Raw genomic sequence first — 13,605 nt, 5'->3', positions numbered from 1 at the left:
TCATGCAGGTTCGGGAGGAGATCGCGGGCCATGATCCGGGTGCTCATCATTGACGGTGAAGGACCGGCGAGCGAGATGCTGGCCGGATGCGCCCTTCACCTCGGTTACGACGTATCGACGGGACACACCATCTCGGAATGTCTCAAGAAGGTCGCGTCCAACCCACCCGACGTGATCTTCATCGATGCCGAACTGCCCGACGGAAGCCCGCTCGATATCCTGGATGAGATCCATGCCGCCCCGTCATCGCCGACGGTCATCATCCTGGCTGACAGCGGAACAGCGGAGAGCGCGGAGCGGGCCATACGGAACGGGGCCTGGGATTATACGCGCAAACCGGCTTCCGTGAAGGAGATGACGGCATGCCTCACGCGGGTGGCGCAGTATCGAAGGGAACATCAGAGCAATGAGGGGACGGCGGAGATCAAGCGCAACGGCATTGTCGGGAACAGCCCCACGATGAGGGCCGCGATGGATATGGTCAAACGAGCCGCCGACAGTGACCTCAACGTTCTCATCACGGGAGAAACGGGTACGGGCAAGGAGCTCTTCGCCCTGTCGATCCACCTGAACGGCAGGAGGTCGCAGGACAATTTTGTGGTAGTCGATTGCACGGCCTTGCCGGAAACCCTCGTGGAGAGCATACTCTTCGGGCACTCGAAGGGCGCTTTTACCGGGGCGGACAAAGCGCAGGACGGTCTCATCAGGCAGGCCCACAGGGGAACCCTGTTCCTCGACGAGATGGGGGAATTGCCGCTGCCGCTGCAAAAGACATTTCTGCGGGTGCTGCAGGAGCATCGCTTCCGGCCGGTTGGAGGCCAAAAGGAAGTGGAGAGCGATTTCAGACTCATATCCGCGACGAACAAGAACCTGGAGCAGATGGTCGCGGAGGGGAAGTTCAGGGGCGACCTTCTTTACCGTCTCGGCGCCATGACGATACACCTGCCTCCCTTAAGGCAGCATCCGGAGGACATCAGGGACATGGCCGTCTTCTACGTGGGAAAGGTCTGTCGCCGTTTCGGCGTCGCGCCGAAGAAGTTCTCCGACGAGTTCATGAAATACCTCACGCGGTACGACTGGCCCGGAAACGTGAGAGAATTGTTCCATGTCCTCGAACATGCCTGCGCGGCCGGGTTCCACGAAGAGACGCTTTTCCCGGTGCATCTGCCGCAGGAACTGCGCATCACGATCGCGAGATCACTGTTCGATGATGACCATCGCGCCCCGGTGGGGAGCGGCAACGGTGACCGGCGGAGCGCGGCGCAGCAGATCCTGAGCCTGAAGAGATTCCGCCAGACCGCCTATTCGGATCTCGAGGAGATGTACCTCAGGAATCTTTTGACCTCGTCGGCGGGCAGCATCAAGGAGGCATGTGCCCTGTCCAGACTGTCGCGGACGAGACTCTACGGCCTTCTCAAGAAATACAACATACGGCACTGAGCCTCAAGTCGTTCACTCTCACGTTCCGATAATCACGCCGCGTGTCGAGGCACCCTGTCCTCTCCCCGGTCGATATGCCGGAATGCACCCTCAAAGAGTCCAGTTTTGTTGGATGACGTCCCGGAAAAGTGAACATATCCCTATTCCACGCTGCCGGGGAACGCGGTTCCCGTCCCCCGCAAATCCTTTGCTGTCAATGCTTTACGAAAGGGTCGACGGATGGCACGGTTATTGATACACGGTGACCGTTGTGGATGCAAAACACGCGGAAAGACCGATGAGACAGCGCAGCGTGAACGAGAGACACTCGAAAGTGCGGCCCGGCATCGAAAGACGCTACGACACGATCTTCTATGCCAAGAACCGCGAGGACCTTCCCAGGAAGCTCAGGTGCGTGCTGGAGCCTCTTCTCTTCGATGAACACATAGAGCTCTTCAGGAGTCTCGCGAGTCTGAAGCAGCGGCTTTGCCTTCCCGCCGAAGGCAGGGTGATAGCCATCATCCTGGTTTCCGACAGGGAGGACCTCATGGACATCCTTTCCATGAGGTACTTCCTGTGCAACGTTGAAATAGTTTTGATACTGCCGAACAGGAAGAAGGACATCGTGGCCCTGGGGCACGAACTGAGACCCCGGTTCATGACATACAAGGATGCCGATTTCGGCGAACTGCTGTCGGTCATCAGGAAGATGACCGGCGGGTGGTGAAAGAATGACGAGGGCGGAGCGGCGCGAGGGATGAGCCCTCCCGGCACCGCCCGTGAACAGTGAATGGATGCAGGGAAAGCACAGGTCCCCGTCGCGGGACGACGATGCACAGGACGACCGGGAGGTTGAATGGCGGTAGCCTGCTCCGAAACGATCCCCATCGGGCCTTGAAGGGACAGTGACTTCTCTCGGGAGGTGAAAATGAGAGATCAATGCATGATAGCCGCAGCCGCCGTTCTCGGGTTGGCCCTCGCGGTTCCGTGTCCGGGTTTCGCCGGGTCTTCCCGTTGCGTGATCCTCGAAAAGGATGGCACGAGGGCGCTGGTGAGCTGCAACGGTAAGCCTGCGCAATACATCGATCTCGGTGGCAGGGCGGACATGTACAGGGCAGGCGACAGCATCGACGACAGGACGTTTCCGGGATTGAGTGACCGGAAAGTGAAGCAAAAATGAGGAGGTGGAGACAATGAGACCTCAGATGCCAGCATTCGGGCTTGTTATTGCGGCGGCGTTGCTGCTTGCCGCGTGCGCGCCAAACTCCGTCATCAATCCCGCATCCATCAACCAGATGGACCAGCAGTCGCGGGCCTATCCCCAGAAGGAATACGTGATCGCCGCGGGGGATGTTCTGGACATCAAATTCGTGGGCGGAGCCGAGTACAACGAAACAGGGGTCACGGTAAGACCCGACGGACGGATATCCCTTGCCCTGGCCCCGGAGATGAAGGTCGCGGGTCTGACACCGGGCGAGATGGCCGGCCAGTTGAAACAGCGGTACGCATCGGAACTGAAAAGGCCGGAGATCGTCATCACGGTGCGCGGTTTCTCCGACCAGAAGATCTTTGTAGACGGCGAGGTCCTTCTCCCCGGCGTGGTCGAGATCAAGGGTCCCACGACGGTCATGAGGGCGATAGCCCAGGCGCGGGGGCTGCGCGAGACGGCACGGCTCTCGAACGTGATCGTTATCCGCAAGGACTTCGAAGGCAAACCCATGGCGGCCAACATCGACCTCGGGAAGGTCATTGACGGAACCGACCTCAGCCAGGATATCTACCTCATGCCCTATGACATCGTCTATGTTCCCAAGTCCAACATTGCCAGGGTGAACAAGTTCGTGGACGAATACATCAACAGGGTTGTCCCCGGAGGTTTCCCCGGGTTCCAGCAATTCTCGAATCCCTACAGGTATTCACTGGGCGGTTTTACCAATGTCTATCCCGACTCCGGCTCCTCTGTGACGGTGGCGCCGTGACAACCAAGGGAGGTTGACAAACCATGACCGAGAAGCGGCATCAACCCATTGACTTCACCAACATACGAGACCTTCTCTCCGTGGTCTTCAAACGCAAATACACGATCCTCGCCGTATTTGTCGTTGTCTTCGGAGCGGCGGCCCTGTACGCCTTTCTCGCTCCCCGGATCTATGAGGCGAAGAGCATTCTCCTCGTCAAGCTGGGAAGGGAGTTCATGAGGACATCGGAGGGGGCGAACTCGAGCCCCGCCCTTTCCGTCCAGCCCGAAACGATCATGAAGAGCGAGATAAGCATTTTGACAAGCAAGGACCTCATGACGCGGGTCATAAGGACGCTGGGGATCGACCGGATATACCCGGCGATCGCGAAAGCGTCCGCCGCGCAGACCGACGCGGAGCAGGCGTCCATCGCTTCCTTTGAAGAGAATCTGAAGGTGATGAACATTCCCGGGTCGGGACTCATTCAGGTCGCCTTCAGCCACGGGGACCCTTCCACATCCGCGACGGTCGTCAACACCCTGGTGGATACCTTCAAGGACAAGCATCTCGACGTCTTCGGGGGCAAGACCACCGCCTTCCTCGAGCGACAGGAAAAGGCCTTTCAGGAAAGGTTGCAGGAATCGGAGAACAACCTGTCCAGCTTCAAGCTGAAGAACAAGGTCTTTTCCTTCGAGGAGCAGAAGACGAACCTTATAGAACTCTTCGGGACCCTTGATGAAAAGCTGAAAACGGCCCAGAACGAAGTGACCGAACTGGAACAGAGGATGGCCTTTGTGCGCAGTTCCAGGTGGACGGCCGATCTCCCCGCGGAGACGCGAAATCAGCTCGTCGCCCTCCAGCAGAAGGAGCAGGGACTCCTCGAGAGGTACACGGAGAATTCCAGGATGGTCCAAACAGTTCGCCAGGAACTCAACGCCCTGAAGGATGCCGCGGCTAAGGCCACCGAGCAGGCGAGAAGTGTCGAAGTGGCCAGGATCGAGGGTCAGCTGGCGGGTGCGCGCGCCAGGGCAGGCAGCATACGGGCACAGATGAGGCAGGTCGAGGGAGAGCTCAATTCCCTGGACAGGCATGGCCGGGAACTCCAGAGCCTCAAGCGCGAGGCCGCCCAGCTGGAACAGAACCACCAGATCTATTCCCGGAAGCTGGAAGAGTCCCTCATTATGGACGACATGGACCGGCAAAAGATGGTGGCTGTCAGCGTGGTCCAGAAGGCAACGGTCCCCGCCTTTCCGAAGAAACAGAGACTCACGAGAAGCCAGATGCTCGGCGCGGGCTTTTTCGGCGGTATCGCGGCAGGCATAGCTCTTGCTATCATCCTCGAGCTTATGACGCCCGGCATGCCGACGCCCGCGAGCGCGGAGAACAGCCTCGGCGTGCCCGTTCTCATCACGGTGACGAAGAAATGACCGCACGCCGGCCGACTGAAAAAAATCATGATGGGATGGTGAGCCATGTATCTCAACTTTTACAATCTCCGGAAGCAGCCCTTCCATATCACGCCGGACCCCGAGTTCCTCTATCTCAGTCCGAGTCACAAGGAGGCGCTTGCGGCCATCATTTACGGCATAGAGGAGAAGAAGGGCTTTGTCGCAATTGTCGGTGCTGTCGGTGTCGGAAAGACGACGATACTGCGGTCCTATCTCGAGAAGGCCGACAAGAAGCGCCTGAAGATCGTCTATGTCTTCAATCCCAGGCTCAGCTTCGAGGGGCTCATGAAAACGATCTACCAGGAGCTGGAACTCCCCGTGGAGACGAGCGATGTCGTGGAGATGACCAATCGGCTGTATGAGGTCCTCATAGAGGAATACAGAGCGGGGAACACGATCGTCCTTGTTGTCGACGAGGCGCAGAACATGCCCGTCGACACCCTGGAGAACCTGCGCATGCTCTCCAACCTCGAGACATCGAGGGACAAGCTCATCCAGATAGTCCTCGTGGGGCAGCCCGAGTTCGAGGAGGAGCTGCAGCAGCACAGACTGAGACAGCTCAGGCAGCGCCTCGCCATCAGGTCGACGATCCTGCCCCTCACGGAGCACGAGAGCATGGAGTACATCCGGTACAGGCTCGAGAAAGCCGGTGTGTCGCCGTCGGCGGTCTTCACCCCGGCCTCGATCAAGGCCATTGTCAAAAAGGCGAAGGGTATTCCGCGGGTCATGAACGTCCTGTGCGACAACGCGCTCATCACCGGTTTCGGCTATCGCAGAAAACCTGTGACCCGGGGAATCGCACGGGAGATCATACGCGATTTCGACGGGTTGAAATGGCCCTCCGCCGGACGGTGGTGGTTTCCCGCCCTCTCGGCCCTGACGGTGGCGCTCATCGCGATGGCATGGTTCCTGCCGAACCAGGAGACCGTGTTCGGCAAGATACGGACCCTCGCTTACGTGGAGCAGAACAAGGAGAGCGCCCGGGTGGCCACGATCGTTCCGCCGCCGCCGGCCGCGGTAACGGGTGAGGCGCCACCGCCGTCCGCCGCCGCCCCGCAGCAGGAGGCACCCCCCGCAGATGAGAACCCGCCGTCGGCGGATGCCAGGCCGGGCGCTGGTGCCGCGCTCCCGTCGGTCGTGGAGAAAAGGAGCGAGGCGGTAAAGAAATCAATAGCGCACGGAGATACCCTTATCAAGCTGTCGAGAGAGGTGTATGGAAGATCCGACGAGAGGACCCTCCGGCTGATCCAGAAGAACAATCCTCAGGTTGTGAACCCGGATGTCATCCATGCCGGCGGCATGCTGACCTTTCCCCTCCTGTCCGAGGAGGGTGAAGGTACCGGCCGGTAACCCCCGCTTTTTCCGTGCCCTGGGTGAGGATGTTTCCGCGGCGAGCAATGGAAGAGGTATCAGGGATGGTGAGAAGACCCGTCCCGTAAAGGAGGCAAAATGAGCAGGATCTATGACGCATTGGAGAATTATCGGGAAGCGGAGGGGGTACCCCTTGAGCCCGAGCCTTCCCCCCCGGCGGCCGTCCCGCGTGTCGAAGGGACGAACGGCAGCAGGGCGGGCATGGAGCTTGAGATGAGCACCCTCTATCAGACGATCACCGCGGCCCTCCCGGGCAAGGGGCATCGTTCCGTCCTTTTTGTGGGGTCCCGTTCGAGCGAGGGGACTTCCACGATCGCCCGCGAGTTCTCGAAGACTGTGGCGTCGCGGATGGAGAAAGAGGTCGTACTCGTCGACTGCGATGGAAGCTACAACGGACTTGTCTATCCGGAAATGGACCCTGACCTCAAGCTGGACGCAAGCCTCGCGGCAGGGCAGATCGAGAAGGCCCTGTGCCCGGTGGACGGGACCAGTCTGTGCATACTGCCTCTCTTTCGCCTGTCCGACCCGACGGGGCCGCAGGTGATCGACTTCGGCAACGGCGGGGGGTTCTGGGACCTTCTCAAGGAGAGGTTCGAACTCATCGTGGTGGATTTCCCGCCGGCGATGATGTATACGAGCGGGCCCTCGATCATCCCTCTTGTCGACGGGGTGATCATCGTGGTGGAGGCGGAGAAGACACGGTGGCAGGTGGCGCTGAGCGTAAAGGAAAAGGTCATCAAGAACGGCGGGACCGTTCTCGGCGTCGTCTTCAACAAGCAGCAGCACTACATTCCCCAGTGCATCTACAACTACCTGTAACGGGGAGGAACAGGGAAAGAACATGGAAAAATACCTGCACCCCGAAACCGGGGCTCCCTACCACCCGACGGTCCAGGGATACTTTCCTGCGGGCCGCGTCGAGGTGCGCCGCGGCCCGGACCCCCTCGAAACCGCCGTAGAGGACGGACGGAACGAGAGGAGGCCGCAGGCCGATGCGGAGGTGCCGCTGGGGTTTCCCCGGTACCGCTGGCTTTTGCTTCTCGGCGATGTCGTTCTCATCTCGCTGGCCATCATCGCGGCCGTCGGGCTCAGGGTGGGTTTCGGGGGCAGGGCCCTTCTCCACTATTCCATTGGACCCATCTCCACCCTCGTGTTGTACCCGCTGGCCCTCTATATCTTCGACCTCTACAATGTGGAGCGCGTATTCCGTTCCTGGGAGACGACCTTTCGCAGCGCCATAGCGGTGACCCTCGGGACCCTGCTTGCCGTCTGCGTCTTCTACGCTGTCCCCTTAGGCTCCTATGGCAGGGGCGTCATGGTCATCGAGGCTTCTCTCGCGTGGTACTTCCTCAATCTCTGGCGCTGGAGCTACGGGATCGTTTTCCAGAAGACGGGCCCGAAGGTCCCGACACTGATACTCGGGGCCGGGTTTTGCGGCAGGACCATCTGCAGATTGCTCAAGTCACCCCTGTCGCCGTACGAAGTGAAGGGGTTCCTCGACGACAACCTCGACGAGGTCGACACTGAAAGATACCCGGCCATAATGGGCGGGAGCGACCAACTCCTTAACGTTGCCGCCGGTACGGGGGCGCACACGGTCATCCTCGCGATACCGAAGAACCGGTCTGTGCGATTGATACGCACCATACTCGACGCCCGTCTCAAGGGGATCGATGTGCGCGACATGGCCGATGTCTACGAGGCTCTGACGGGTCGGATCCCGGTGCGCGGCATCGCCGACCAGTGGCTTCTCTTCGCGGAGGGCTTCTATCTCCTCCGCGCCGACTTCGCGCAGAAGCTCAAGCGCCTCATCGATTTTCTCGCATCGGGGATCATCCTCTTCTTCATGAGTCCCGTTATAGCCCTTGCCGTCATTGCCATCAAGCTCGACTCTCCCGGCCCCGTCTTCTACACCCAGCAAAGGGTGGGAAAGGACAGACAGGTGTTCACGATCTACAAGTTCCGGTCCATGGAGTCGGGGTCCGAGAAGGCCGGAGCGCGATGGGCAGCGGAGAAGGACCCACGGGTCACACGGGTGGGCAAACTCCTGCGCCTCACCCACATCGATGAGCTCCCCCAGATCTGGAACATCTTCAAGGGGGATATGAGCCTCGTGGGACCTCGCCCGGAGCGGCCCGAGTTCGTCGATACCCTCGAAGACGAGCTGCCCTATTACTATGTGCGTCACACCGTGAAGCCCGGGCTGACGGGATGGGCACAGATAAACTACCGGTACGGGGCGTCGGTGGAAGACGCGCATATCAAGCTCGAATACGATCTTTACTATGTCAAGAACATGTCCGTCTTCCTGGACCTCAAGATCCTCCTGCGCACCGTTGGTGTGGTCCTCCTGAAGGACGGGGCGCGATAGGTCGCATGGACTCACGACAGAGCGATCCGAAACCCATAATGGTCACCGTCGATCTCGAGGACTGGTTCCAGGTGGAGAACCTTAGGCCTCTGTTCCCCCAGGAGACATGGGACCTCTGCGAACTGCGCGTAGAAAGGAACGTGCACATGCTGCTCGAGCTTTTCGACGCGTGCCGCGTGGAGGCGACCTTCTTCGTCCTCGGCTGGGTGGCCGAGCGCTGTCGGGGGCTTATCCGGGAGATCGTGCGGGCCGGTCACGAGATAGCTTCACACGGTCACTCCCACCGGATGTGCCGGGAGCTCACGGGTGCTTCTCTTCGCCGGGACATCGAGGTGAGCAGATCAGTGCTCGGGGACATCACCGGGGAGGCCCCGGCGGGTTACCGGGCGCCGAGCTTTTCCATCACGCGGGAGATGACGGACATCCTGGCGGAGCTGGGTTTCGCCTACGATTCAAGCTACAACAGCTTCGGTCTCAATAGCCGGTACGGACGGTCCGACGGCCTCCGGCCAGGCGCTGACGGGCATCTCGTGGCGGACAGCGGCATCGTGGAACTGCCGGTGAGCAACCTCACGTTCATGGGGCGGACGGTCCCGTGGGCGGGTGGCGGCTATTTCAGGCTCTGGCCGACGGCCCTTTTCGAGCGCGGTGTTGCCCGCATCCTCCGAAAGGAGGGGCAGTACGTTTTCTACTGCCACCCCTGGGAAGTGGACCCGGGGCAGCCGAGGTGCGCCCGAGGGATCGGACCGGTGAGCCGTTTCAGACATTACCTCAATCTCGACAGGACCATGGGGAGACTCAGGCACTTCCTCGACCGGTTTCGGGACAGTTGTTTCATCTCATGTTCCCGCCACCTCGGGATCGGCCGGCATGAGAGGACCCATGGAGATGCCGCGGACAGGATCGCCGCCGCGCGATGATGCCGGGAACTGCCCTCGTGCGCCATTCACAGGGAGGTCGATCACGATGACGATTCGCACATACACCGAAGCAGACCGCGATGCCTGGGACAGGTATGTCAGGGAGAACGCGGGTGCGAGCTGCTACCATCTCACCGGCTGGAAGGACGTCATCGAGGAGAGTTTCGGACACAGGACCTGTTATCTCCTGTCCTTGGGCGGCGATGGAGAGATCGACGGGATACTGCCCCTCGTTCACCTCAACAGTTTTCTTTTCGGCAGCTTTGTGGTGTCCCTCCCGTTCTTCAACTACGGGGGGGTATGTGCCGATGACCGCCGCGTTCGCGAGAGGCTGTTCAACGAGGCGGCCAGGATGATGCGAAGCATGGAAATAAGCCACATGGAGTTGAGGCACACAGGGAACCTCCTGCCCGGGCTGCCGGTCAAGACGTCAAAGGTCTCCATGAGACTATCGCTCCCGGGGGCAAAGGAGGAGCTGATGGCGTCCTTCTCTTCCAAGCTGAGGAGCCAGGTGCGCAGGGCCGAGAAGGAGGGAATGTGGGCCAGGATAGGGGGGATCGAGGAACTCCCGGGCTTTTACCACGTTTTCTCACGGAACATGAGGGACCTCGGTACCCCCGTCTACTCGAGGACGTTCTTCCGCAACATCCTCAAGAGGTTTCCCGAGACGGCGCGGATCTCAACCGTATACGCGAAGGACGGCTGCCCTGTCGCCTCGGGGATGATCGTCGGGTTCAGAGAGACCATGGAGATCCCCTGGGCGTCGTCCCTCAGGGACTTCAACCGTTACGGGCCCAATATGCTCCTGTACGCCACCGTGCTGGGGTTTGCCTGCGATGCGGGTTACAGGATCTTCGATTTCGGCCGTTCCACTCCCGGCGAAGGCACCTACAGGTTCAAGGAGCAATGGGGCGCCCGACCCACACAGCTCCACTGGCATTACTGGTTGCGAAACGGCCGGCCGATGCCGGAGATCAATCCCCACAACCCGAAGTACGGTTTGGCGATAAGGATATGGCAGCATCTTCCCCTGGCCCTGACGAGGCTCATAGGGCCGCCCCTCGTGAAGAACCTTCCCTAGGATACCATGACAGACGATCTTCACAACGGAAGACACAGGCGATGAGGATCCGGCGAACCCTGTCCCCGACCGCCGCCCCTCTTTGTCCCGCGGACCTTTGGAAAGGGCTCAAAGGCTTCTTCGCGGGGGAGAGGTACCTCAAGAAGCTGGAGAAGGAGATCAAGGATCACTTTGGTGTACGATACGTCTGGTTCGTCTCGTCCGGCAAGGCAGCTCTGTACGTCATACTCCGTGCGCTGCGATCGCTCAAACCCGACAGGACGGAGGTCCTCATACCCGCATACACATGCTTTTCCGTTCCTTCCGCCATCGTTCGTGCGGGGCTCGAGGTCGCCCTCTGCGATGTCGACGCCTCGTCGTTCGACTTCGACGGCGCGCTCCTCGGGAAGAGCATCAACAAGAGGACGCTCTGCGTCGTCCCGAGCCATCTTTTTGGGATCCCCTCGGCCATGGAGGGCGTTGTGGACATTTGCAGGGAAAGGGCTGTATTTGTCCTCGAGGATGCCGCCCAGGCAATGGGCGTCAGGCGCGGCGGAAAGATGCTGGGGACCATCGGGGATGTGGGCTTCTTCAGTCTGGGGAGGGGAAAACCCGTGACCTGCGGGTCGGGCGGGATCATCGTGACCAACTCCGACGCCATAGGCAGCGCGGTGGACAGGGAGCTATCGTCGCTTCCCCTGCCCGGCAAGGCGAGACAGGCGAGGGAGTACATCAAGGTTGTGGCGATGAACCTCTTTATTCGTCCCCGCCTCTATTCCCTGCCCGCGGCCCTTCCTTTTCTGCACCTGGGCCGCACCGTCTTCGACACCCGGTTCCCGGTGATGAGGTTCTCCCCCATGCAGGCCGGGTTGTGCACGACATGGCGCCGGCGCCTGGAGGCGGCCGTGTCCGTTCGGAGAGAGCAGGCGGGGATGCTGTGGCGCGCGCTCGACTCGGCCCGGATCGCGGGCGACCCGTCGTCCGCCGGCTACCTGAGGCTTCCCTTCATGACGGAGAGCCGGGAGCGCAGGCAAAGGATATGTTCGACAGCGAAGGAAAGGGGTCTTGGGATAACACGGATGTATCCCTCTCCGATAAACGAGATCTCCCAGATAGCGCATCGGTTCGCCGGGATGGCCTTTCCCTCGGCCCGTCTCGTTGCGGACCGTCTTGTCACACTGCCGCTGCACCGTTATGTCAGGGACGGGGACCGGGACGAGATGGCCCGCCTCCTCAGGCCGGCACGACGCGTCGGGACAGAGGGCCGCGCCCTCGGCGTAGACATGGCCGCGCCCGGTGTGGCGAGGAGGGAAAGGGCCTGACCATGGACCTTACGGCATACATAGCATTAGTGTTCTGGACGGCGGTTCTCGTTGTTTTCTACGCTTACGCGGGCTACCCTCTCGTTCTTGCGGTCCTTGGTGTCTTCGGGACACACAGGCCGGTTTATCCCGGGACCGACCGCCTTCCGAAGGTGAGTCTCCTCATTTCAGCGTACAATGAAGCAGCAGCGATCGAAGACAAGCTGCTCAATTCTCTCGATCTCGACTATCCGGAGGAACTCCTCGAGATCGTGGTCGTCTCCGACGCGTCGAGCGACGGGACCGACGATATCGTGCGCAAATACGAGGGTCGGGCCATCGTCCTGAAACGCTGTGAAGGACACATCGGCAAGACGGCCTGCCTGAACAGGACCGTGCCTGAAACGGCGGGGGATATCATCGTTTTCTCCGACGCCAATTCGCGGTACGACCGCCGGGCGGTAAGGTGCCTGGTGGAGAGTTTCTCCGACAGGGAGATCGGGTTCGTGACGGGCAGGACGGAATACCTCTCCCGGGAAGGTGACGGCGGATCGTCCCCCGCCGGGTTGTACACCCGCGTCGAGAGGCTTACGAAGGCACTCGAGGGCAGGATAGGCTCCTGCGTCGGCGCGGACGGAGCGATATTTGCCATCCGCAAGTCCCTCTACCGGCCCCTCGATGCCAGCGACATCAACGATCTCGTGATACCCCTCAGGATAGTGCGGCAGGGTTACCGGGGAATTCTTGCCCCCGACGCGTTCTGTCTCGAGCCCGCCGCCCCCGACGTGTCCGGTGAGTTCACGAGGCACGTGAGGATAACGACGAGGTCCTTGAGGGCCATCTTCAGGCATCCGGGGCTCCTGAATCCCTTCAGATTCCCCCTGTTCTCCTTCGAACTCGTCTCGCACAAGCTCATGCGGTTCTTCGCCCCCTTCGCGCTCTTCACCGCCTTGTTCACGAACGTCCTCATCACGGTTGCGGGTGGAGGGTCTGTGTACGGGGCGATCCTTTTCCTGCAGGCCTGTCTCTATGTCCTGTGGCTTGCGGGGTCCCTCAACATTCCCCTCTCCTTCCTCACCCGCCTGTCCCGTGCGGCACACGCCTTCTGCGCCGTGAACCTCGCGATCCTCATCGGCTGGATCAAATTCCTCAAAGGCGAAAAGTACACAACCTGGGCAACACAACGGTAAAGACAGTTTCAGGTTTCAGGTTCCATGTTTCAAGCTTTCATGCTTTCGTGTTTTTCACCTGAGACCTGAGACCTGAGACCTGAGACCTGAGATGCAGAGCATACAATGACCTCCAAGACCAACATTCTCTTCATCCTTCAGACTTTCCGCACCGGGGGGTCGGAACGGGTTGTGATCGACCTGTGCCGCCGTCTCGACCGGGGGAGGTTCAATTGCTTCGCGGCGGCGCTCATTGACGGGGACCTCCGGGAGACGCTCGAAGAGATGGGCATTGCCACGCTCCTTCCGCGGATGCGCTCGGCACGGCAGGACGCGCTGAGTGTCATGCGCGGTATCTCGGATTTCATCGGGGCAAACGCCATCCGCGTGGTGAACGCCCACCATTTCACGCCATTCTTCTATGGTTTCTACGGGGCAAGGCGCCACGGCTCAAGGATCTTCTACACGGCGCACAGCCGCAGGGAGGTTGAGCTGATGGGCAGGCCCTGGCGCATCCTCGGCGGTGCCTTGATGCGTCTTGCCGATGGGGCGATAGGGGTGTCCCCCGATGTCAGCGAAGCCGTCAGG

At 60.5% G+C, this 13,605-nt stretch carries 13 protein-coding genes; all 13 read left to right on the top strand.

What is annotated here, in order from left to right:
* Positions 1-30: 30 nt before the first annotated feature.
* Positions 31-1,440 carry a sigma-54-dependent Fis family transcriptional regulator gene (locus tag GXX82_07295; protein NLT22835.1) on the top strand — a complete coding sequence of 470 codons (1,410 nt, stop codon included), beginning with the start codon at positions 31-33 and terminating at the stop codon, positions 1,438-1,440.
* Between the two features lie 292 nt (positions 1,441-1,732).
* Complete coding sequence (locus GXX82_07290; protein ID NLT22834.1) at positions 1,733-2,146, top strand: hypothetical protein; 414 nt, start codon at positions 1,733-1,735, stop codon at positions 2,144-2,146.
* Between the two features lie 201 nt (positions 2,147-2,347).
* Positions 2,348-2,599 (top strand): hypothetical protein, encoded by a 252-nt coding sequence (locus GXX82_07285; protein ID NLT22833.1) that lies wholly within the window; start codon positions 2,348-2,350, stop codon positions 2,597-2,599.
* Positions 2,600-2,624: 25 nt separating this feature from the next.
* A complete protein-coding gene (locus GXX82_07280; GenBank protein NLT22832.1) occupies positions 2,625-3,398 on the top strand; it encodes a polysaccharide export protein in 774 nt (257 codons plus the stop codon).
* Between the two features lie 23 nt (positions 3,399-3,421).
* A complete protein-coding gene (locus GXX82_07275) occupies positions 3,422-4,804 on the top strand; it encodes a hypothetical protein (protein ID NLT22831.1) in 1,383 nt (460 codons plus the stop codon).
* Between the two features lie 45 nt (positions 4,805-4,849).
* On the top strand, positions 4,850-6,175 hold the full coding sequence (locus tag GXX82_07270; GenBank protein ID NLT22830.1) for an AAA family ATPase: 1,326 nt from the start codon (positions 4,850-4,852) through the stop codon (positions 6,173-6,175).
* Between the two features lie 99 nt (positions 6,176-6,274).
* Positions 6,275-7,015, top strand: a complete 741-nt coding sequence (locus GXX82_07265; protein NLT22829.1) for a CpsD/CapB family tyrosine-protein kinase — start codon at positions 6,275-6,277, stop codon at positions 7,013-7,015.
* Positions 7,016-7,037: 22 nt separating this feature from the next.
* Positions 7,038-8,567 (top strand): sugar transferase, encoded by a 1,530-nt coding sequence (locus GXX82_07260; GenBank protein ID NLT22828.1) that lies wholly within the window; start codon positions 7,038-7,040, stop codon positions 8,565-8,567.
* Between the two features lie 5 nt (positions 8,568-8,572).
* Positions 8,573-9,487: a DUF3473 domain-containing protein gene (locus GXX82_07255; protein NLT22827.1), complete on the top strand. Its 915-nt coding sequence runs from the start codon at positions 8,573-8,575 to the stop codon at positions 9,485-9,487.
* 46 nt (positions 9,488-9,533) lie between these two features.
* Entirely contained in the window at positions 9,534-10,568 is a 1,035-nt protein-coding gene (locus GXX82_07250) for a FemAB family PEP-CTERM system-associated protein (protein ID NLT22826.1), read from the top strand.
* A gap of 41 nt (positions 10,569-10,609) precedes the next feature.
* Positions 10,610-11,869, top strand: a complete 1,260-nt coding sequence (locus GXX82_07245; protein ID NLT22825.1) for an aminotransferase DegT — start codon at positions 10,610-10,612, stop codon at positions 11,867-11,869.
* Positions 11,870-11,871: 2 nt separating this feature from the next.
* Positions 11,872-13,038 carry a glycosyltransferase family 2 protein gene (locus tag GXX82_07240; GenBank protein NLT22824.1) on the top strand — a complete coding sequence of 389 codons (1,167 nt, stop codon included), beginning with the start codon at positions 11,872-11,874 and terminating at the stop codon, positions 13,036-13,038.
* 105 nt (positions 13,039-13,143) lie between these two features.
* A partial coding sequence (locus GXX82_07235; GenBank protein ID NLT22823.1) for a glycosyltransferase family 4 protein occupies positions 13,144-13,605 on the top strand: 462 nt, incomplete at its 3' end.

The organism is Syntrophorhabdus sp. (genome assembly GCA_012719415.1).
GTDB lineage: Bacteria > Desulfobacterota > Syntrophorhabdia > Syntrophorhabdales > Syntrophorhabdaceae > Delta-02.
The sequence above is the reverse complement of the archived record's forward strand: the minus strand, read 5'-3'. Positions and strand labels throughout refer to the sequence as shown.

Excerpts from the sequence above, each read along its gene's own strand:
- GXX82_07295 (NLT22835.1), top strand. The coding sequence starts at position 31 with ATGATCCGGGTGCTCATCATTGACGGTGAAGGACCGGCGAGCGAGATG.
- GXX82_07285 (NLT22833.1), top strand. The coding sequence starts at position 2,348 with ATGAGAGATCAATGCATGATAGCCGCAGCCGCCGTTCTCGGGTTGGCC.
- GXX82_07280 (NLT22832.1), top strand. The coding sequence starts at position 2,625 with ATGCCAGCATTCGGGCTTGTTATTGCGGCGGCGTTGCTGCTTGCCGCG.
- GXX82_07275 (NLT22831.1), top strand. The coding sequence starts at position 3,422 with ATGACCGAGAAGCGGCATCAACCCATTGACTTCACCAACATACGAGAC.
- GXX82_07270 (NLT22830.1), top strand. The coding sequence starts at position 4,850 with ATGTATCTCAACTTTTACAATCTCCGGAAGCAGCCCTTCCATATCACG.
- GXX82_07265 (NLT22829.1), top strand. The coding sequence starts at position 6,275 with ATGAGCAGGATCTATGACGCATTGGAGAATTATCGGGAAGCGGAGGGG.
- GXX82_07260 (NLT22828.1), top strand. The coding sequence starts at position 7,038 with ATGGAAAAATACCTGCACCCCGAAACCGGGGCTCCCTACCACCCGACG.
- GXX82_07255 (NLT22827.1), top strand. The coding sequence starts at position 8,573 with ATGGACTCACGACAGAGCGATCCGAAACCCATAATGGTCACCGTCGAT.
- GXX82_07250 (NLT22826.1), top strand. The coding sequence starts at position 9,534 with ATGACGATTCGCACATACACCGAAGCAGACCGCGATGCCTGGGACAGG.
- GXX82_07245 (NLT22825.1), top strand. The coding sequence starts at position 10,610 with ATGAGGATCCGGCGAACCCTGTCCCCGACCGCCGCCCCTCTTTGTCCC.
- GXX82_07240 (NLT22824.1), top strand. The coding sequence starts at position 11,872 with ATGGACCTTACGGCATACATAGCATTAGTGTTCTGGACGGCGGTTCTC.